General features: G+C 68.4%; 12 protein-coding genes. 3 read left to right on the forward strand and 9 right to left on the reverse strand.

Annotation, left to right across the window (positions count from 1 at the left end):
• Window positions 1-272: 272 nt before the first annotated feature.
• The 3 genes from PGN23_RS08625 to rpoB form a co-directional block, all read right to left on the reverse strand.
• On the reverse strand, window positions 273-2,324 hold the full coding sequence (locus tag PGN23_RS08625) for a TonB-dependent receptor (RefSeq protein WP_335302482.1): 2,052 nt from the start codon (window positions 2,322-2,324) through the stop codon (window positions 273-275).
• Between the two features lie 178 nt (window positions 2,325-2,502).
• Window positions 2,503-6,798: a DNA-directed RNA polymerase subunit beta' gene (gene rpoC, locus PGN23_RS08630; protein ID WP_335302483.1), complete on the reverse strand. Its 4,296-nt coding sequence runs from the start codon at window positions 6,796-6,798 to the stop codon at window positions 2,503-2,505.
• A 134-nt stretch (window positions 6,799-6,932) separates the two neighbouring features.
• Window positions 6,933-11,111: a DNA-directed RNA polymerase subunit beta gene (gene rpoB, locus PGN23_RS08635; protein WP_335302484.1), complete on the reverse strand. Its 4,179-nt coding sequence runs from the start codon at window positions 11,109-11,111 to the stop codon at window positions 6,933-6,935.
• A 263-nt stretch (window positions 11,112-11,374) separates the two neighbouring features.
• Between rpoB and PGN23_RS08640 the strand changes: the two genes are divergently transcribed.
• Window positions 11,375-11,902: an acyloxyacyl hydrolase gene (locus tag PGN23_RS08640; RefSeq protein WP_335302485.1), complete on the forward strand. Its 528-nt coding sequence runs from the start codon at window positions 11,375-11,377 to the stop codon at window positions 11,900-11,902.
• Window positions 11,903-11,953: 51 nt separating this feature from the next.
• The gene (locus PGN23_RS08645) at window positions 11,954-13,039 is read left to right on the forward strand and encodes a hypothetical protein (protein WP_335302486.1); all 1,086 of its coding nucleotides are present in this window, start codon (window positions 11,954-11,956) and stop codon (window positions 13,037-13,039) included.
• Window positions 13,040-13,847: 808 nt separating this feature from the next.
• On the opposite strand, the gene rplL is transcribed toward PGN23_RS08645, so the two are convergent.
• Together rplL and rplJ are read right to left on the reverse strand one after the other, a co-directional pair.
• Window positions 13,848-14,225 (reverse strand): 50S ribosomal protein L7/L12, encoded by a 378-nt coding sequence (gene rplL / locus PGN23_RS08650; RefSeq protein WP_058756378.1) that lies wholly within the window; start codon window positions 14,223-14,225, stop codon window positions 13,848-13,850.
• Window positions 14,226-14,290: 65 nt separating this feature from the next.
• Window positions 14,291-14,806, reverse strand: a complete 516-nt coding sequence (rplJ, locus tag PGN23_RS08655; protein ID WP_335304555.1) for a 50S ribosomal protein L10 — start codon at window positions 14,804-14,806, stop codon at window positions 14,291-14,293.
• Between the two features lie 402 nt (window positions 14,807-15,208).
• Between rplJ and PGN23_RS08660 the strand changes: the two genes are divergently transcribed.
• Window positions 15,209-17,710: a PhoX family protein gene (locus PGN23_RS08660; RefSeq protein WP_335302487.1), complete on the forward strand. Its 2,502-nt coding sequence runs from the start codon at window positions 15,209-15,211 to the stop codon at window positions 17,708-17,710.
• A 192-nt stretch (window positions 17,711-17,902) separates the two neighbouring features.
• Here the strand turns inward: PGN23_RS08660 and PGN23_RS08665 are convergent, their stop codons facing one another.
• The 4 genes from PGN23_RS08665 to pth all read right to left on the reverse strand — a co-directional run bounded on the left by PGN23_RS08665 (window position 17,903) and on the right by pth (window position 21,575).
• Window positions 17,903-18,364 (reverse strand): YaiI/YqxD family protein, encoded by a 462-nt coding sequence (locus tag PGN23_RS08665; protein ID WP_335302488.1) that lies wholly within the window; start codon window positions 18,362-18,364, stop codon window positions 17,903-17,905.
• Entirely contained in the window at window positions 18,361-20,025 is a 1,665-nt protein-coding gene (locus PGN23_RS08670; RefSeq protein WP_335302489.1) for a DEAD/DEAH box helicase, read from the reverse strand. The genes PGN23_RS08665 and PGN23_RS08670 overlap by 4 nt, the downstream gene beginning before the upstream one ends.
• A 105-nt stretch (window positions 20,026-20,130) precedes the next feature.
• Complete coding sequence (locus PGN23_RS08675; protein WP_335302490.1) at window positions 20,131-20,715, reverse strand: TIGR02466 family protein; 585 nt, start codon at window positions 20,713-20,715, stop codon at window positions 20,131-20,133.
• A 293-nt stretch (window positions 20,716-21,008) separates the two neighbouring features.
• Window positions 21,009-21,575 carry an aminoacyl-tRNA hydrolase gene (gene pth / locus PGN23_RS08680; protein WP_335302491.1) on the reverse strand — a complete coding sequence of 189 codons (567 nt, stop codon included), beginning with the start codon at window positions 21,573-21,575 and terminating at the stop codon, window positions 21,009-21,011.
• Window positions 21,576-21,673 lie beyond the last annotated feature (98 nt).

Raw genomic sequence — 21,673 nt, forward strand, 5'->3', positions numbered from 1 at the left:
GGGCTACACCGTGCTCCTGCGTAGGCAGGAGCCCAGGGTTGCAGGTCCCATAAGGCGTTGTTCTGCTGGGCCCTGTGCTCCTGCCTGCGCAGGAGCACGGCGTGGGGTCGATGCTGTTGCGCCCGTTTTGCAAAGGTCCCGCGCAGGCCGGGGCCCAGTTGGCGTGGCTTTTCTGTCTGTTATCGCCGTCCCCCAGCTGGGCCCCGGCCTTCGCCGGGGAACGAGGAACTGAGTTTCGCAGAGGTTTCGGTCAAACCCGGGGTGCCGTGCCTCTACAACCCGAACCGCGCCGTCACCATGACCGTTCGCGGCGTGCCGGGCATGTTGAGCAGCGGCGAGGTGCCGTGGCCCGACACGATGTAGCGGCGATCGAACAGGTTGTAGCCGTTCACCTGTAGCCGGACCGGGCCGATGTCGGCCCATGCCAGCGCATCGGCGGTGACGAAGCCGGGCAGCACCGTGGTATTGGCCGGATCGGCCCAGCGGTCGCCGACGTAATTGCCGCCCGCGCCGATGCCGAAGCGCTGCGCGATCGTCTGTGTCACGAACAGGTTCGCCTGATGTTGGGGCGTCAGCGTGGCGCGCTTGCCCACCAGCGACGGCGTGGCAGAGGCGACGACGGTCGCATCGAGATGGGAATAGCCCGCGATCGCCTTCGTCCCGGTGGTCAGGTCGAGCTGTGCCGAGAGCTCGACGCCGCGGGTGCGCTGGGTGCCGATCGGCTGGATCCGGTTCGTGGTGGGATCGGTGCCCTTGATCCCGGTGCGCTTCAGGACGAAGCCCGCGGCCTGCACGTTCAGCCGCCCACCCAGCAGCGTATATTTCGCGCCGATCTCGCGGTTGACGGTTTCCTCCGGGGCGATGTCGGTGTTGTTGGCGGCGAGGCCGAACTGCTCGGCGGAGGGCTGGAAGCTGCGGCTCCACGACGCGTAATAGGATTGCGCGTCGTCCGGCTGGAAGACGAGCCCGGCGCGCGGGCTCCAGTTGCGGTCGGTGCGGGCCAGCGGCGTCTGGCCGGGCAGGCGCTGCTCGGTGCGCTGGCGATAGTCGTCGTAGCGCAGGCCGACCAGCGCCTTCACGCCATGGCCGAGGTCCGCCATGTCCTGAACGTAGAGGCCGGTGGTATCCAGCCGGTTGAGCTGGCTGGCCGACAGAATGGTGAAGGTGGCGTTGTCGACCACGGGGTTCACGGGGCGCACCAGCGCGGTGGTCGCCACGATGCGCGTGGCGATCGTCCGGGCGTCCTTCACCTGCCGCGCGATCTCGATCCCGTACAGCACGGTATGGCGCATGCCGGCGAGGCGGAGCGTCTGGGTCAGCTCCGCCTGGTTCGACCAGCCTTCCTCGTCGCGGTCGATCCCGCCGTGGCTGAGCGTCACGGTGCCCGCGGCCGCATTCACCGCGCTCGGCTGCGTATTGCGGCGGCGCAGGCCGTAGTCGTAGCGGCGGAAGCCGTTGCGGAAGCTGAGATCGGCGGAGAAGCGGTGGAGGAAGGTCACCGCCTGCGACAGCACCTCGGAGCGGACCGCATCGGCATCGCGGGCGTTGGCGGCGCCGTAATAGGTCGACGGATCGACGTTCACGGGGCGGCCGTTGACCGCCGGTATGCCGAAGTCGTTGACGCGGCGGTCGACCAGATAGTCGGCCTGGATCAGCAGCGACGTGTCCTTGCCGCGGCCGAAGACGAACGAGGGGGCGAGTGCGGTGCGGCGCAGCACGCCCTGGGCGCGGAAGCTGTCGCTTTCCTGATGCGCCCCGGTGACGCGAACGCCGATCCCGCTGTCGGCATCCAGCCGGCCGAGGTCGAACTCGCCGCGATAATTGTCGTAGGAGCCGGCGGACAGGGTGACGCTGGTCACGTCGCCATCGGGCTTGCGGGTGACGCGATTGATGAGCCCGCCCGACGAACCGCGGCCATAGAGGACCGCGGCGGGCCCCTTGATGACCTCGATCCGCTCCACGTTGGACAGGTCGCGGAAGTAGAGGCCGTCGTCGCGGAAGCCGTCGACGAACTGGTCGGCGATCGCACTGAAGCCGCGGATCGTCACCTGATCGCGCTGGCCGTCGCCCGAGGAGAAGCCGACGCCGGGGACGTTCTTCAGCGCGTCCTGTACCGACAGCGCACGCTGATCGCGCAGCACCTCGGCCGTGACGACCGCGATCGACTGCGGCACGTCGCGCAAGGGGGCGGGCACCTTCGCCAGCGCGGTGTCCTGCGGCACGTAACCGTCGCGGTCGCGCAGGCCGGTGACGACGATGTCGGTCTGCGCCGGTTCGGGCTCCGCCGCGGAGGCGGAAGGCGCAGGATTCCCGGCCGCGGCCACCAGGGCCGCAGCGATGACGAACGATGACATTGATCCCCCAACGAACGATGCTGTTGAGAGTCGTTATCAGGGGAAACAGATTGTTGCAATCATTGCCGTGACGGTAACGAAATAAAAAGCCGCCGCCCGGCATCCCGGGCGGCGGCTATTTTCGCTAAAGCCCTGAACGGGCGGGCGATTACTCGCCCGCGTCGTTCAGATACTCACCCGCATCGGCGTCGGTGCCGGTGCCCGACGGCACCACCGCCGCGAGCGGATCGCTGCCGGTGCCGGCGTCGTCGCGGGGCGAGCGCGCTTCCTCGGCGGCACGCACCGCGGGTGCGCTGCCGCTCAGGATCATCGCTTCCTGCAACTTGCGCTGCTGGACGCGAAGCGCGGCGTCACGCGACGAGGCGGCGACGCGCAGCCGGTTCATGCCCGCACCCGTACCCGCCGGGATCAGGCGCCCGACGATGACGTTCTCCTTCAGGCCCATCAGCGTGTCCTGCTTGCCCTGGACCGCCGCCTCGGTGAGGACGCGGGTGGTCTCCTGGAACGACGCCGCCGAGATGAAGCTGCGGGTCTGCAGCGACGCCTTGGTGATGCCGAGCAGGACCGGCTTGCCCTGTGCGCGCGCCTGGTTCTTCTCCAGCTTGTCGTTGGTCGCGTCCATCTCCTCGCGATCGACCTGCTCGCCCTTGAGCAACGTGGTGTCGCCGCCTTCGGTGATCTCGACCTTCTGCAGCATCTGACGGACGATCGTCTCGATGTGCTTGTCGTTGATCTTCACGCCCTGGAGACGATAGACTTCCTGGATTTCGCTGACGAGATATTCGGCCAGCGGCTCGATCCCCATCGTCTCCAGGATGTCGTGCGGGTTGGGCGACCCGCCGATCAGATTGTCGCCACGCTTGACGTAGTCGCCCTCCTGAACGTCGATGACCTTCGACTTGGGCACCAGATACTCGACGACCTCGCCGCCATCCTCGGGCTGGATGCCGATCTTGCGCTTCGCCTTGTAATCCTTGCCGAACACCACGCGGCCCGAGACCTTCGCGATGATCGCCGCCTCCTTCGGGATGCGGGCCTCGAACAGCTCCGCCACGCGCGGCAGACCGCCCGTGATGTCGCGGGTCTTGGCGCTTTCGCGCGCGACACGCGCCAGCACGTCGCCGGCCTGGACGGTGGCATTGTCCTCCACCGACAGCACCGCGCCCGGCGCCAGCAGGTAACGCGCGGTCTCGCCCGACCCCTCGTCAAGCAGGGTCATGCGCGGACGCAGATCCTCCTTCGACTTGGTGGTGACGCGGTATTCGGTCACCACGCGCTGCGCGATGCCGGTCGCCTCGTCGACCTGCTCGGTGAGCGTCTTGCCCTCGATCAGGTCCTGGAACTTCACGATGCCGCCCGTCTCGGTAATGACGGGCATGGTGAACGGATCCCACTCCGCCATGCGGTCGCCCTTGCTGATGATGTGGCCATCATCGAACATGACGTACGCGCCGTACGGGATCTTGTGGACCGCGAGCTCGCGCCCGTCCATGTCGACGATCGCGATCTCGCCCGAGCGGCTGAGCACCACGCGGCGACCGCGCTGGTCCTCGATCAGGCGCAGGTCGCGGAACTCGACGGTGCCGTCGACCGGCGCCTCCAGGTTCGACTGTTCGTTCAGCTGCGCCGCGCCGCCGATGTGGAAGGTCCGCATCGTCAGCTGCGTGCCCGGCTCGCCGATCGACTGCGCCGCGATGACGCCCACGGCCTCGCCGATGTTCACCGGCGTACCGCGGGCGAGGTCGCGCCCGTAGCACTTGCCGCACACGCCTACCTTGCTCTCGCACACCAGCGGCGAGCGGATCTTCATCGCCGGGATACCCAGCGCCTCGATCTGCGCGACCATCGGCTCGTCGAGCAGCGTGCCCGTCGGGATGACGACCTCGCCGGTCTTCGCATCGACCACGTCCTCCGCGGTGGTGCGGCCCAGGATGCGCTCGCCGAGCGACGCGATGGTCGAGCCGCCCTGGACGATCGCCTTCATCTCCAGCGCGCGCTCGGTCCCGCAGTCCAGCTCCACGATGGTGCAGTCCTGCGACACGTCGACCAGACGCCGGGTCAGATAACCCGAGTTCGCCGTCTTCAACGCCGTATCCGCCAGGCCCTTGCGCGCGCCGTGGGTGGAGTTGAAGTATTCGAGGACGGTCAGACCCTCCTTGAAGTTCGAGATGATCGGCGTCTCGATGATCTCGCCCGACGGCTTCGCCATCAGCCCGCGCATACCCGCCAGCTGCTTGATCTGGGCGGGGCTGCCGCGCGCGCCCGAGTGGGCCATCATGTAGATCGAGTTGATGTCCTTCTCGCGGCCCTTCATCGGGCCGTCTTCGTAATAACGGACCGCCTTGATCTCGTTCATCATGGAGTTCGCGACCTGGTCGCCGCAACGGCTCCAGGCGTCGATCACCTTGTTGTACTTCTCCTGCTGCGTAATCAGGCCGTCCTGATACTGCTGCTCGAAGTCCTTCACCTGCTCGCGCGTCTCGTCGACCAGCTTGTCCTTGTCCGGCGCGATCAGCATGTCGTCCTTGCCGAACGAGATGCCGGCGCGGAACGCGTGACGGAAGCCGAGCGCCATGATCGCGTCGGCGAACAGCACGGTCTCCTTCTGCCCGGTGTGGCGATACACCTCGTCGATGACCTCGCCGACGTCCTTCTTGGTCAGGACGCGGTTGACGGTGTCGAACGGCACCTTGTGGCTCTTGGGCAGGCACTCGCCCAGCAGCATGCGGCCCGGGGTCGTCTCATAGCGCTTGAGATACTGGTTGCCGTCCTCGTCGGTCTGCGGAACGCGGCTGACGATCTTGGTGTGCAGCGTGACGGCCCCGGCGAAGAGCGCCTGGTGCACCTCCTCCATGTCCGCCAGCAGCATGCCCTCGCCCGGCTCGTTCTCCTTCTGGAGCGAGAGATAATACAGGCCCAGCACCATGTCCTGCGACGGCACGATGATCGGCTTGCCGTTCGCGGGGCTCAGGATGTTGTTGGTCGACATCATCAGGACGCGCGCTTCCAGCTGCGCCTCCAGCGACAGGGGCACGTGGACGGCCATCTGGTCGCCGTCGAAGTCGGCGTTGAACGCGGAGCAGACCAGCGGGTGGAGCTGGATCGCCTTGCCCTCGATCAGCACCGGCTCGAACGCCTGGATGCCCAGGCGGTGGAGCGTCGGCGCGCGGTTGAGCATGACCGGGTGCTCGCGGATCACCTCGTCCAGGATGTCCCAGACTTCCTTGCGCTCCTTTTCGACCCACTTCTTCGCCTGCTTCAGGGTCATCGACAGACCCTTGGCGTCGAGGCGCGCGTAGATGAACGGCTTGAACAGCTCGAGCGCCATCTTCTTGGGCAGGCCGCACTGGTGCAGCTTCAGCTCCGGACCCGTCACGATAACCGAACGGCCCGAATAGTCGACGCGCTTGCCGAGCAGGTTCTGGCGGAAGCGGCCCTGCTTGCCCTTCAGCATGTCGGACAGCGACTTCAGCGGACGCTTGTTGGCACCCGTGATCGTGCGGCCGCGACGGCCGTTGTCGAACAGCGCGTCGACCGCCTCCTGCAACATGCGCTTCTCGTTGCGGACGATGATGTCCGGCGCACGCAGTTCCATCAGCCGCTTCAGGCGGTTGTTGCGGTTGATGACGCGGCGGTACAGATCGTTCAGATCCGACGTCGCGAAGCGGCCACCGTCCAGCGGCACCAGCGGGCGCAGCTCGGGCGGGATGACCGGCACGACCTCGAGGATCATCCACTCCGGACGGTTGCCCGATTCCAGGAAGGACTCGACGACCTTGAGGCGCTTGATGATCTTCTTGGGCTTCAGCTCCGACTTGGTCGTCGCCAGCTCCTCGAGCAGCGTGACCTTCTCGCCCTCCAGGTCGAGGTTCTCGAGCATGATGCGCACGGCCTCGGCGCCGATGCCGGCGGAGAAGGCGTCCTCACCATATTCGTCCTGCGCCTCGAGCAGCTCGTCCTCGGTGAGCAGCTGATACTTCTCCAGCGGGGTCAGGCCCGGCTCGATGACGATATACGCCTCGAAGTACAGCACGCGCTCCAGCTGCTTGAGCTGCATGTCGAGCAGCAGGCCGATGCGGCTCGGCAGCGACTTCAGGAACCAGATGTGCGCGACCGGGGCGGCGAGCTCGATATGGCCCATCCGCTCGCGGCGGACCTTCGAGACGGTGACCTCGACGCCGCACTTCTCGCAGACGATGCCCTTGTACTTCATGCGCTTGTACTTGCCGCACAGGCACTCGTAGTCCTTGATCGGACCGAAGATGCGCGCGCAGAACAGGCCGTCACGCTCGGGCTTGAACGTGCGATAGTTGATCGTCTCGGGCTTCTTGATCTCGCCGAAGGACCAGCTGCGGATCTTGTCCGGCGACGCGATCCCGATCTGGATCTGGTCGAAGGTCTCCGGCTTCGCGAGCGGATTGGCGAAATTGGTCAGTTCGTTCATTTCTATGTCCCTGCCTCATCTCCCCTCCCTGGAAGGGAGGGGCCGGGGGTGGGTGGGTGGCTCACGCAAGCGATCCGCGTGCGGCCACCCACCCCTCGATCCCCTCCCTTGAAGGGAGGGGAGGGTAGACTGATTTACTCCGCGGCCTCGGCCATGCCGTCGCCATCGAGCTCTTCCATCGACTTCAGGTCGACGTTGAGCCCCAGCGAGCGCATTTCCTTGACGAGCACATTGAAGCTCTCCGGGATGCCGGCCTCGAACGTGTCGTCGCCCTTGACGATCGCCTCGTAGACCTTGGTGCGGCCGACGACGTCGTCGGACTTCACCGTCAGCATCTCCTGGAGCGTGTACGCCGCGCCATAAGCCTGGAGCGCCCAGACCTCCATCTCGCCGAAGCGCTGGCCGCCGAACTGCGCCTTGCCGCCCAGCGGCTGCTGGGTGACGAGCGAGTAGGGCCCGATCGAACGCGCGTGAATCTTGTCGTCCACCAGGTGGTGCAGCTTGAGCATGTAGATGATGCCCACGGTCACCTTGCGGTCGAACTTGTCGCCGGTGCGCCCGTCGTACAGGTCCGACTGGCCCGACGGGTCGAGGCCCGCCAGCTCCAGCATGTCCGCCACGTCCTTCTCGACCGCGCCGTCGAACACCGGGGTGCCCATCGGGACGCCGGGCATCAGGTTCTGCGCCAGCTCCACGATCTCGTCGGCGTTACGCGAGTCGATGTCGTCGAGGTAGTGCTCGCCGTAGACCGCGCGCAGGCGCTCCTTGACCGCGTCGGGCATCTCGCCCCCCGTGGCGTCCGGGTTCGCCTCGCGCCAATCCTCGAGCGCGTGCTTGATCTGCTGACCCAGGCCGCGTGCGGCCCAGCCCAGATGCGTCTCGAAGATCTGCCCGACGTTCATGCGGCTCGGCACGCCCAAAGGATTGAGCACGAGGTCGACCGGCGTCCCGTCCGCGAGGAAGGGCATGTCCTCCTGCGGCAGGATGCGGCTGATGACGCCCTTGTTGCCGTGACGGCCGGCCATCTTGTCGCCCGGCTGCAGCTTGCGCTTCACCGCGACGAAGACCTTGACCATCTTGAGCACGCCCGGCGGCAGCTCGTCGCCGCGCTCCAGCTTCTCGCGGCGGTCCTCGAACTTGTCCTTGATGCGCTTCGCGGCCTCGTCATACTGGCCCTTCACGGCTTCTAGGTTCGCCTGAACGGCATCGTCCTGGACCGCGAACTTCCACCATTCGTGACGATCGACGCTGTCGAGCACCTCCATGTCGATGGCGCTGCCCTTCTTGACGCCCTTGGGCGCCGCGGTCGCGACCTGACCCAGCAGCATCTCGCGCAGGCGGCTCCACGTCGCGCGGTTGAGGATCGTGCGCTCGTCGTCCGAATCCTTCTTCAGGCGCTCGATCTCCTCGCGCTCGATCGCCATCGCGCGCTCGTCCTTGTCGATGCCGTGGCGGTTGAAGACGCGCACGTCGACGATCGTCCCGGCGACGCCCGGCGGCAGGCGCAGCGACGTGTCGCGCACGTCGGACGCCTTCTCGCCGAAGATGGCGCGCAGCAGCTTCTCCTCGGGCGTCATCGGGCTTTCGCCCTTCGGCGTGATCTTGCCGACCAGGATGTCGCCCGGCTCCACCTCGGCGCCGATATAGACGATGCCCGCCTCGTCGAGGTTGCGCAGCGCTTCCTCGCCGACGTTGGGGATGTCGCGGGTGATGTCCTCCGGCCCCAGCTTCGTGTCGCGGGCCATCACCTCGAACTCGTCGATGTGGATCGACGTGAACACGTCGTCCTTCACGATCCGCTCGGAGATGAGGATCGAGTCCTCGTAATTGTACCCGTTCCAGGGCATGAACGCGACGAGCGCGTTGCGGCCCAGCGCCAGCTCGCCGAATTCGGTCGAGGGACCGTCGGCGATCACGTCGCCCACGTTCACGACGTCGCCCACCTTCACCAGCGGACGCTGGTTGATGCAGGTCGACTGGTTCGAACGCTGGAACTTCATCAGCGTGTAGATGTCGACGCCGGACTTGCCCGCGTCCACCTCACCCGTGGCGCGCACGACGATGCGGCTGGCGTCGACCTGGTCGACGATGCCGGCACGACGCGCCGAGATCGCGGCGCCCGAATCGCGCGCCACCGTCTCTTCCATCCCGGTGCCGACGAACGGCGCCTCGGCCCGGACGAGCGGCACCGCCTGGCGCTGCATGTTCGAGCCCATCAGCGCGCGGTTCGCGTCGTCGTTCTCCAGGAACGGGATGAGCGACGCCGCGACCGACACCAGCTGCTTCGGCGACACGTCCATCAGCGTGATCGTCTCGGGCAGCGCCATCAGGAACTCGCCCGCCTGACGCGCCGACACCAGCTCCTCGGCGAAGCTGCCGTCCTCGTTCAGCTCGGCCGAGGCCTGCGCGATCGTGTGCTTGGCCTCCTCCATCGCGGACAGATAGACGACGTCGTTGGTCACCTTGCCGTCGATGATCTTGCGGTACGGCGTCTCGATGAAGCCGTACTTGTTGACCCGGCTGAAGCTGGCCAGCGAGTTGATGAGACCGATGTTCGGGCCTTCCGGCGTCTCGATCGGGCAGATGCGGCCATAGTGCGTCGGGTGGACGTCGCGGACCTCGAAGCCCGCACGCTCGCGCGTCAGACCGCCCGGCCCGAGCGCCGAGACGCGACGCTTGTGCGTCACTTCGGACAGCGGGTTGGTCTGGTCCATGAACTGCGACAGCTGCGACGAGCCGAAGAACTCGCGCACCGCGGCGACCGCGGGCTTCGCGTTGATGAGGTCGTTCGGCATCACCGTCGACACGTCGACCGAGGACATGCGCTCCTTGACCGCACGCTCCATGCGCAGCAGCCCCACGCGATACTGGTTCTCCAGCAGCTCGCCGACCGAGCGCACGCGGCGGTTGCCGAGGTTGTCGATGTCGTCGATCTCGCCCTTGCCGTCCTTCAGGTCGACGAGCGTCTTGACGACCGCGAGGATATCCTCGGTACGCAGCGTCGTCACCGTGTCCTCGGCGTCGAGGTCGAGGCGCATGTTGAGCTTCACGCGGCCGACCGCGGACAGGTCGTAGCGGTCCGGATCGAAGAACAGGCCGGCGAACAGCGACTCCGCCGTCTCCAGCGTCGGCGGCTCGCCGGGGCGCATGACGCGGTAGATGTCGCTGAGCGCCTGCTCGCGCTCCTCGGCCTTGTCCGCCTTCAGCGTGTTGCGGATCCACGGCCCCGTCGTGACATGGTCGATGTCGAGCAGCTCGATGCGGTCGATGCCCGCCTTGTCGAGCTTCTCGAGATTATCGGGGCCGATCTCGTCGCCGGCCTCGACATAGATTTCGCCGGTGCCCGCGTTGATGAGGTCGTAGGCGCTGTAGCGGCCGTAGATCTCCTCGGTCGGGATCAGCAGCGTCTGCAGCCCGTCCTTGCCCGCCTTGTTGGCGGCGCGCGGGGTGATCTTCTGACCGGCGGCGAACACCACCTCGCCCGACGATGCGTCGATCAGGTCGAACGTCGGCTTCACGCCGCGCCAGTTCTCGGCCGCGAACGGAATCTGCCAGCCGCCCTCACCACGGACGAACGTCACGCGGTTGTAGAACTGGTTCAGGATTTCCTCGCTGTTCAGCCCGAGCGCATACAGCAGCGCAGTCACCGGCAGCTTGCGCTTGCGGTCGATGCGGACGTTGACGATGTCCTTGGCGTCGAATTCGAAGTCGAGCCAGGAGCCGCGATACGGAATGACGCGCGCCGCGAAGAGATACTTGCCCGAGGCATGGGTCTTGCCGCGGTCGTGGTCGAACAGGACGCCCGGCGAGCGGTGCATCTGGCTGACGATGACGCGCTCGGTACCGTTGATGAAGAAGGTGCCGTTCTCGGTCATGAGCGGCATGTCGCCCATGTAGACGTCCTGCTCCTTGATATCGAGGACCGAGCGGGTCTCCGTCTCCGGATCCACCTCGAACACGATCAGGCGCAGCGTGACGCGCATCGGTGCGGCATAGGTGATGCCGCGCTGGCGGCATTCCTCGACGTCGAACTTCGGAGGCTCCAGCTCGTAGTTGACGAAGTCGAGCTCCGCGGTGCCGGCGAAATCGCGGATCGGGAAGACGCTGCGCAGCGTCTTTTCCAGGCCGGAGACATAGCCGATCGACGGGTCGGAGCGCAGGAACTGCTCGTAGCTCTCGCGCTGGACCTCGATCAGGTTCGGCATCTGCACCACTTCGTGGATGTTGCCGAACACCTTGCGGATGCGACGCTTGCGCGTGCCCGCCATCTTGTCGGAGCGCGCGGAGCCCGCGTCGATCGGATTGGTCGCCATAAAAGCTTGTGCCTCGTCAGCCAGTATTCACGGGCGCATGGAGACAGGAACGGAAAAAGGCCGCACGTCTGATCCCGAACGATGCGGGAGACGGCAGCCTTCAGCGTCCTGTCCTCCCCAACCCCCATACGTACGGCGCGCTGCGCGACGGCGCGTCATGTCCCGAGGCTGTGGAAAGTTCCGCGGATATAGGCCCAGCCCGGCACAGCGTCAACCATCTCCCCCGCTTTACGGCGACGTGGCGGCGGGGGTAGGGCGGGCGGATGCTGCGTTTCCTGCTGTCCGCCGCGGTCCTGGCCGCCGTTCCCGCCGCTGTACAGGCGCAGGAGGTGTTCGTCGGCGTGATGGCGCACGGGGTAAATACCCCGCTGACGTTCGATACCGGGGAGCGCGGGACCGACATCCAGCTGGGCATACGCGGCAAGCCGGTCGCGAACGCCGGGGTGGCCTCGCTGCGGCCCTATGCCTTCGTGTCGAAGAACCTGCGTGGCAACACCAGCTTCGCGGCGGCCGGCGTGGCGCTGACGGTCGGGCTGCCGGGGTTCTTCGTGCGGCCGGGCGTCGGCATCGCGGTGCACGATGCGCCGTCGTACCGGGTCGGCGCCAACGGCTTTCGTACCGATTACGGCAGCCGGGTGCTGTTCGAGCCGGAGCTGGGGGTGGGGTTCACGCTGCTGCCGCGCGTCACCGCCGAGGTGAACTGGACGCATCTGAGCCATGCGCAGCTGTTCGGCGCGCAGAATCCGGGGCTCGACATGATCGGGACGCGGCTGACCCTCCGTCTGCCGTGACGCGGTACGGGGACGGTTGACGTTCAGATTGGACCGGGTAGCGCGGGGGGCATGCGTTCGCGTTTCCTTGCCTGGCCGCTCGGCGGCCTGATCCTGGCGGCGACTCCGGTCGTCGCGCAGCAGGCCGCGCCGGTGGCCACCGCCACGACCCTGCCGCCCGAGGCGGGCGCGGTGCCGCCGCCGATCAGCGTCGCGCCGGTGCTGCCGACACCGGCGCCGACGGTCGCGGTGCCGGCCGCGACGCCGCGCGCGGTGCCCGGGCCGCGTCCGACGGCGACGCCGACGCCACGCGCCGCGGAGACGCCGCGGCCGGCCGAAACGCCGCGTGCCCGGCCGACGGTGGCCGTGACCCCCACGCCATCGCCGAGCCCGACCCCGGTGGAGGTGCCTTCACCGACGCCGACGCCGGTGGCGACGGTGCCGGTCGCGGTGCCGACCCCAGCGCCGATCCCGCCGGCCGCGGAGGAGCCGCGTGCGAACACCTGGCTGTTCCCGGGGGCCCTGGTGCTGGTGCTGGCAGTCGTGGCCGGCGTATCGCTGGCGCGCCGCCGCAAACGCGCCGACGACGTGCCGGTCGAGGAAGAGGTGGTGCCGATAGCGCCGCCGGTATCGCCGCCGCCGGCCGTGGCCGTGGAACCGCGCGCGTGGCTGGCGTTCGAGCTGCGCCCGCGCCGGGCGGGCGTCAACCTGCTGACCGCGACGCTCGACGCGCAGCTGACGGTCCGCAACGAGGGCGACGCCGTGGCGGACGACGTGCGCATCGAGATACGGCTGCTGAGCGCGCGAGACGGGCAGGACGACGAACTGGCGGCGGTCTTCGCCGAGCCGGGCGGCAGGCCGGCCGCCGCGCCGTTCGCGCTGGCACCGGGCGAGGAGCGCGTGGTCGATGTGCTGGCGACGCTGTCGCGCGAGGCGATCAACGTGCTGAGCGCGGGCGGACGTCCGATGTTCGTGCCGGTCGCGGCGGTCAGCGTGCGCTATGCCAGCGGCGCGGTGCGCGGCCAGACCGCGGGGGCGTTCGCGATCGGCGTCGAGCGCGAGGGGGCGGCGAAGCTGCTGCCGTTCTGGCTCGACGGGCCGGGGCGGATGTTCGACTCGGTCGCGGCGCGCCCGCATGGCGCGACGGTGCGACGCTGAGACTCGCGGAAGTTGACAAAGTTGACGCCACGTGGGGGCTCGGAAGGGGGCCCGCACGGGGTGGCCGGGGCCGGGCGGGGGCTGTGAGGCGCGACGGTGAGATAGAGCGTCGCGGAGGATGGCAGGTTCGGGGCGTGTAGGACAGGGGTGATGTGGCGCTGGTTGTCCGGGGCTGGGTCATGCGCCGCGTCGCTGTGGCAGGAGTCGGTCGATACGGTAGATCGGCTTCTGCGCAGGCAGGGGCTGAGGGTTGTTGCGCGTGGCGGTCGTTGTCCTGCTTGGCTCCGGGTTCCGACAGTCGCGAGCCTTTTGCAAAAGGCTACACCGTGCTCCTGCGCAGGCAGGAGCCCAGCGTTGCACGTCCCATAAGGCGTTGTTCCACTTGGTCCTGGGCTCCTGCCTGCGCAGGAGCACGGCATGGGCTCGGTGCTGCTGCACCCGTTTGTGCAACGGTCTCGCTATCGCTGGAACACGAGCAGGAATGGCGAGGTGGTGGCCGCTGGTCTTATCGCCGGGGGGATGATGTGCATCGCTGCGTCGGGGTCTGCGGATCTAGGATCGCGCGGGAATGACGGGTGGGGTGGATTGCGGACGCGAAAAGGGGCGGCTCCCGGTGTGGGAACCGCCCCTCTTTCTGTCGCTGGCCGTCATGGGAGAGCGGAAGGTGAACGATGCCCCGCATCGTTCAGATCATGCCGGGGGCATGATCGACCTTCCGCTCCCATGACGTCGGACGGGTGGCGGGGCCACCCGCCGGCCGGCCTTGCGGGAGTGCGGCGGGCTGGCCCGCCGTCTCTCCCGCTGCGGCTTACTTCAGCTCGACGGTCGCGCCGGCTTCTTCCAGCTGCTTCTTGACCTTCTCGGCCTCGTCCTTGCTCACGCCTTCCTTGACGGGCTTCGGCGCGCCCTCGACCAGGGCCTTCGCCTCGGTCAGGCCCAGGCCGGTGATCGCGCGGACTTCCTTGATGACGTTGATCTTCTTGCCACCGTCGCCGGTCAGGATCACGTCGAACTCGGTCTTCTCTTCCGCCGCCGGCGCACCAGCGCCGCCGCCGGCTGCCGGAGCCGCCGCCACCGCCGCAGCGGCCGAGACGCCCCACTTCTCTTCGAGCAGCTTCGAGAGCTCGGCGGCCTCGAGGACGGTCAGTTCGCTCAGCTGGTCAACCAGCGCGTTCAGGTCTGCCATGATCTTACTTCCTATCTAGACGGGGACAGGGCCCCCATTCAAAAACCAGTGGATGCCGCCCGAAATCAGGCCGCCTCCTTCTCCGCATACGCTGCCAGCACGCGCGCGATCTGCGCGGCCGGGGCCTGCGTGATGGTCGCCAGCTTCGTGGCGGGCGCCACGATCAGGCCGACGATCTTCGCACGCAGCTCGTCCAGCGACGGCAGCGTGGCCAGGGCCTGCACGCCCGCCACGTCGAGCGGGGTCGAGCCCATCGCGCCGCCGACGATCTCGAACTTGTCGGTCGTCTTGGCGAATTCGGCGGCCACCTTCGCGGCCGCGACCGGGTCGGTCGAGGTCGCGAGGCCGACCGGGCCGGTCAGCATGTCGCTGATCGAGCCGTAGTCGGTGCCGTCGAGCGCGATCCTGGCAAGCTTGTTCTTGGAGACCTTGTAGACGGCGCCGGCGTCCCGCATCCGGTTGCGCAAGTCGGTCGACTGCGCCACCGTCATCCCCAGGTTGCGGGTGACGACCACCACGCCGACCTCGGAGAAGGTACGGTTGAGCTCGGCGACGGCCGCGGTCTTCTGACTACGATCCATGCCATTCTCCACACAAAGGGAAGTGCCGCGCGACATGCGCGACCCTTCCGGGTACGAACCGCGACGCTCGCACGCCGCGATACTGTCCAGCGATGGGGAATGGGGGTGCACGGGCCGTTGCAGCAGGTGCATGGCCGAATACATCATCCTGTCCCCGTCTCGGCGGGAAATTAAGGCACCGCTGGCGCCACCCACTGTCTCGGACGGTGTGCCGGACGCAAAGGCCCGGCGACCGCGCGCTCATAGCGGATTTCCGCCGCGGGTCAAGACGGTGGGGCGGGGCGGTGGCGGGCTGTCGCGAAGCTGACATGTTAGTGTCGCGCGATCGTCGTCATACCTTCATCGCGCTGCCTTTTGTCGCCGCCAATGGCGTGCCCGACACCGTTTGCGGGGGAAGAGCACGTGACCGATTTCGATTATCAGGCCGCCAGGGACCATGACGGCGACGTCGACGCCAATCCGTCGACCACCGTCACGCTGGGCGAGCTCGTCGAGCAGCGCTACTCGCGCCGCCAGCTGATGGGCGGGATGAGCGCCATGACGACGGCGGCGTTCGGGGGCGCGCTGTTGACCGGATGCGCCGAGGACGATGCGTTTCAGGAGACGGTCAGCGTCGCGGACGGCACGACGGTACAGGCGCAGGGCGGGCGCGTGGTGACGCTGACCTCCACCGCGAGCAGCAACGCGACCTCCACCACCTGGACGCAGGTGAGCGGGCCGACCGTCGCGCTGACGATCAGCGGCACCTCGGTCAGCTTCGTCGCACCCAACGTCGCGACCGCGACCGACATCGTGCTGCAGTTCACCGCATCCGGCCCGCTGGGGTCCAGGAGCGCGCGCTCGACGGTGACGGTCAGCCCGGCGACGCTGGCGTTCACCGCGGTGGCGAAGAACAGGAACGACATCGTGACGGTGCCGAGCGGCTATACCGCGAGCATCCTGTACCGCGCGGGCGACCCGCTGGCGGCGGGCGTCCCGGCCTATGCCAACGACGGCACCGATACCAATTTCGCGCAGCGCGCGGGCGACAACCACGACGGCATGAGCTTCTTCGGTCTGGCCGCCAGCGGCAACACGCCCGACGCGGGCAGCAACACGCGCGGCGTGCTGGCGATCAACCACGAATATATCAATCCGCAATATCTGCACGTCGGCGCGCCGACGCAGACCCCGGACGCGAGCGGCGTGTCGCGCCGTCCCGAGGGCGAGGCGACGAAGGAGATCGACGCACACGGCGTGTCGGTGGTCGAGGTGTCGCGCGCCGGGAACACGGGGGCGTGGAGCTATGTCGCGAACAGCGCGCTGAACCGCCGCGTGACGCCGAGCACCCCGGTGGTCTTCAACGGACCCGTCCGCGGCGATGCGACGCTGCGCACCGCCTATTCGAACGACGGCACGACCGGGCGCGGCACGATCAACAATTGCGCGAACGGCGCGATGCCCTGGGGCAATTACGCGACGTGCGAGGAAAACTGGGCGGGCTATTTCGCGCGGTCGTCGACCGATGCGGGCGTGCGCACCGCGGCCGGCAATGCCAAGCAGGTGACGTCGCTGTCGCGCTACGGCGTGGGCACCAGCAGCCGCTACGGCTGGGAGACGGTCGCCGCGGCGACCGCGGGCAGCACGATCTTCTCGCGCTGGAACGCCTCCGCCATCGCCGCCAACCCGGCCGACGGCAGCGCCGATTTCCGCAACGAGCCCTTCACCTTCGGCTGGGTGGTCGAGATCGATCCGTACAATCCGTCCGCGACGCCGCGCAAGCGCACCGCGCTGGGCCGCATGGCGCATGAGGGCGTGATGGCGGGCCGGATGATCGCGGGCGTGAGGCCGGCGTTCTACATGGGCGACGACGGGCGCAACGAATATATCTACAAGTTCGTCTCCGCGACCGCCTGGTCCGCGGCGGATGCGACGCCGGCCGATCGTCTGGCCACGGGCGACAAATATCTCGACACCGGCACGCTGTACGTGGCGAAGTTCAGCGCCGACGGCACCGGCCAGTGGCTGCCGCTGGTGTTCGGACAGAACGGGCTGGACGCGAACAACACGCGCTATCCCTTCGCCAGCCAGGCCGACGTGCTGGTCAACGCGCGCCTCGCCGCGGACGCGCTGGGCGCGACGCCGATGGATCGCCCGGAATGGACCGCGGTGAACCCGGTCAACGGCGAGATGTATTGCACGCTGACCAACAATTCGAACCGCCGCGGCGTGGCCTCGGGCAGCAGCACGCGCGCGATCGATCCGGCCAATCCGCGCGCCTATGTCGACACCCGCACCGACGGCGGCACCAACACCGGCAACGCCAACGGCCATGTCGTCCGCCTGCGCGAGGCCAACGACTCCACCGAGTCGCTGACCTTCGGCTGGGACGTCTATGCCTTCGGCGCGCGGGCGACCGCGGACGCGGCCAACGTCAACCTGTCCGGGCTGGACGACACCAACGACTTCTCGTCGCCGGACGGGCTGTGGTTCGGGCTGCCCACCAATGCGGGCGGTCAGGCCGCGCCGCTGCTGTTCGTGCAGACCGACGACGGCGCCTATACCGACGTCACGAACTGCATGATGCTGATCGGCATGCCGGGGCGCGTCGGCGACGGCACCACGAAGACCGTGACCAGCTCGTTCGGCGGCACGGCCACCACGACCGCGCGGATCGGCGCGGCGCCGGGCGCGAAGCTGAAGCGCTTCCTGGTCGGACCGAAGGAATGCGAGGTCACCGGCATCACCTCCACCGCGGACGGCCGGACGATCTTCATCAACATCCAGCACCCGGGCGAGGACGGCAATTTCGCCAACATCACCTCGAACTGGCCGCAGACGCAGGCGACCGGAACCGGCACCGGCCGCCCGCGCTCGGCGACGGTGGTGGTGACGAAGAACGACGGGGGCGTGGTGGGGCTGTAAGGACCCTTGCGGCACTGGGGGTGGGGCGTCCTCCCCCCCTTCCGTTCGTGCTGAGGAGGCATCGAGCGAAGTCGAGAGGCCGTCTCGAAGCACAAGCGTCACGCGTTCCCTTCGAGACGGGTCCTCGACAAGCTCGGCCCCTCCTCAGGGCGAACGGAGGTGATGGCAGGTGAGGGACCGGGACGCGGCAGACTAGCGCCGCCGGGTCAGCAGCGTGTCGAGGGCCTGCAGGAAGGTAGAGCGGTCCTTCGCGGAGAACGGGGCGGGGCCGCCGAGCTGGTCGCCGCCCGCGCGCAGGTCGGCCATGATCGCGCGGGTCGCGATCGCGCCGCCGATCGAGGCGGTGGTGAAGGGCTTGCCGGTCGGGGCGAGCACGTCCGCGCCCGCCTTCAGGCAGCGGTCCGCCAGCAGGATGTCGGCGGTGACGACCAATGCGCCCGGCCCCGCGGCCTCGGCGATCCAGTCGTCCGCGGCGTCGAACCCGGCATCCACCACCACGCGCGTCACCAGCGGATGCTGCGGCACGCGCAGCCAGGCGTTGCTGACGATCGTCACCGGCACCGACAGGCGCCAGGCGACCTTGTAGATCTCGTCCTTGACCGGGCAGGCGTCGGCATCGACCAGGATGCGGCGCGTGCCGGGCGCGGCCGTCATCGACGCGGGCGCGGGGTGCGCTGCGCGGTATAGGGCCGGCGCTGCTGCACGGGCGCGCGGGTGGGCGCGGGGGCGCCGTCGAGCGGCTCGATGCGCACGCCGCTCTCGTCCTCGCCGTCCGCATTGGCGGTGGCGCGCACCGCCGCGGCGAAGCGCTGGGCGAGCGCGCGCGGGACCTGGAACTGCGTCTCGCCCTGTCCGATGCGGATCGCGCCGATCTCGGCCTTGGTCACGTGACCGCGGCGGCACAGCAGCGGCAGGATCCAGCGCGCATCGGCGTTCTGGCGACGGCCGATGTTCATGCGGAACCAGACGACGTCGTCGAAGCCGGGGCGATGCCCCTTCTGCTCGGCGGGCGCGCGCTCGATCATCTCCTCGGGCGCGGGCAGCGAGGCGCGCTGCGCGGCGACGAGCGCGGCGGCGATCTCCTCGGGCGTGCGCTGCGCCAGCAGCTCGGCTGCCAGCGCGCGGTCGTCGTCGTCGACCTCGACGGGGGCGAGCAGGCGTTCGAGCAGGCGCTCGCGGTCCTTGGCGCGGATCGCCTCGACCGAGGGGACCTCGCCCCATTCGGCGGCGATGCGCGCCCCGCGCAGCATCCCCTCGACCCGGCGGCGGCGCGGATAGGGGACGATCAGCACCGCGGTGCCCTTCTTCCCCGCGCGCCCGGTGCGGCCGGAGCGGTGCTGGAGCACCTCCGCATCGCGCGGGATCTCGACATGGATGACGAGGCTGAGCGTGGGCAGATCGATGCCGCGCGCGGCGACGTCGGTCGCGACGCAGACGCGCGCGCGGCGGTCGCGCAGCGCCTGGAGCGCGTGGTTGCGCTCGTTCTGCGAATGCTCGCCCGACAAGGCGACCGCCGCGAACCCGCGCTCGACCAGGCCGGCGTGGAGGTGGCGGACATTGTCGCGCGTGGCGCAGAACAGGATCGCGGTTTCCGCCTCGTAGAAGCGCAGCAGGTTGATGACGGCGTGCTCGATATCGGACGGCGAGACGGTGATCGCACGGTAGGTGATGTCGCCGTGGCCGCGCTGCTCGCTGACGGTCGAGATGCGCAGCGCGTCGCGCTGGTACTTCTTCGCCAGCGCGACGATCGTCCGGGGCAGGGTGGCGGAGAGCAGGAGCGTGCGGCGCTCGTTCGGGGTCTGGTCGAGCAGCGCCTCCAGATCGTCGCGGAAGCCCATGTCGAGCATCTCGTCCGCCTCGTCCAGCACCGCGGCGCGGATCTGCGACAGGTTCAGCGCCCCGCGCTCGGCATGGTCGCGCAGACGGCCCGGCGTGCCGACGACGATATGCACGCCCTGGTTGAGCGTGCGGCGCTCGCGGCTGGCATCCATGCCGCCGACGCAGGTGGCGATGCGCGCATCGGCGTAGAGCCAGGCGAGCTCCTTGGCGACCTGAAGCGCCAGTTCGCGCGTGGGGGCGATGACCAGCGCCAGCGGCGCGCCCGGCGGGGGCAGCGTCTCGCCCTGTGCCAGCAGCTGTTCGGCGATGGCGAGGCCGAAGGCGACGGTCTTGCCGGACCCGGTCTGCGCGGAAACGAGCAGGTCGCGGCCATGCGCCGCCTCCGCGGTGACCTCCGCCTGGACGGGGGTGAGCGCGGCATAGCCACGCGTCTCAAGGGCGCGCGACAGCGCGGCGGGAAGGTTCGTGATCTCCATGAAGCGTCCTTTATGGGGTAAAGGGCGCGAAAAAGCCAGAGGGAAGCGGTAGTGGTGACGATTGCGGTCACCTTGTTCCACGTCCTGCGCCGGGAAGCGGCGACGTTACCAGCGGTAGTTGAAGCTGATGCTGATGCGGGCGTCCTTGGCGGCGCTGGGCATCACCTCGTGGCGCAGCCAGCTTTCCCAGAGGAAGACGGTGCCGGGGTGCGGTTCCATGTAGACGAAGGTGCCGTCGCGCTGCGGCGCGGCCATCATCATCGGCAGGCGCGGATCCTCCAGCTTGAGCGCGCCCGAACCGGGGGGCACCGCGACGTAGAAGGTGCCCGAGACGGTGCTGTGCGGGTGGAGATGCCCGGAATGGGTGCCGCCGGACTTCATGACATTGACCCACAGGCTGTCGAGCCGGAGCCTTTTGCCCGCCAGATCCATCCCGACGTCGCGCGCGAAGGCGGCGACGTGGCGGTCGAGATGGCGCTTCAGGTCGGCGAAGGCGGGGTCGCGCAGCGGCAGATCGTCCAGCGAGGCGTAGCTGGTGTAGCCGCGGTAGCCGTTTTCCCTCGACCAGCGGCGCCCGGCGGCGTCCTCCGCGGCGAGGGACAGGCAGGAATCGTGGAGGTCGGCGAGCAGATCGGGGGCGTCGATCGCCGCGTCGTAGAACATCGTGGGGAAGAGCGGGCGGGTCGGCATGGGTGGGGACTCGGTTCGGGACGTCATGGGCGTGGTGTGTTCCGGCAAATGCGGGACGTTTGCAAAAGGGATGCAACAGTGCCACGTACCGGCCGTGCTCCTGCGCAGGCAGGAGCCCAGGGCCCAGCAGAACAACGCCTTATGGGACCTGCAACTCTCGGCTCCTGCCTTCGCAGGAGCATGGTGTAGCCTTTTGCAAAGGTCCCGCAAATGCCGGAACCCAGGGCCCAGCAGAGCAACGATCCCGGCGTCTCGCAACCCCGGTGCTCCTGCATGCGCAGGAGCACGGTGGATCACCCCAGCCGCAGCGCGATGTCGTTCATGAACCGAGTGTCGTCCCCCGCCGCCAGCCGGTCGGCCTCCGCGGCGATCGCGCCGAGCAGGTCGGAGAGCGGGTCCATTTCGGCCTTGGCGTAATTGCCGAGCACATGGCCTGTGACGCGGTCCTTGTGGCCCGGGTGGCCGATCCCGATCCGCACGCGGCGGAAGTCCGCGCCGAGATGCTGGTCGATCGAGCGCAGGCCGTTGTGCCCCGCGGTGCCGCCGCCCTGCTTGACCTTCACCTTCATGGGGGCGAGGTCGAGCTCGTCGTGGAAGACGGTGAGCGCGTCGAGACCGAGCTTGTAGAAGCGCATCGCCTCGCCGACCGAGCGGCCGCTGTCGTTCATGAACGTGGCGGGCTTCAGCAGCAGGACCTTGTGGGGGCCGATGCGGCCCTCCTGCAACCAGCCCTGGAATTTCTTTACGGGCGCGGCGAAGTCGTGAACCGCGGCGATCGTGTCGAGCGCCATGAAGCCGACGTTATGCCGGTGCATCGCATATTGCGCGCCCGGATTGCCCAGGCCGACCCAGAGTTGCATCGTGCGTCTTTCCAGTGTTGCACTTACGACATCGAGACCAGCGCGACGCCGGTCCGTGCCGAGCGAAGGCGGAGCACAGCCGTCAGCGCATGGCCTTC

The organism is Sphingomonas adhaesiva, assembly GCF_036946125.1.
GTDB lineage: Bacteria > Pseudomonadota > Alphaproteobacteria > Sphingomonadales > Sphingomonadaceae > Sphingomonas > Sphingomonas adhaesiva_A.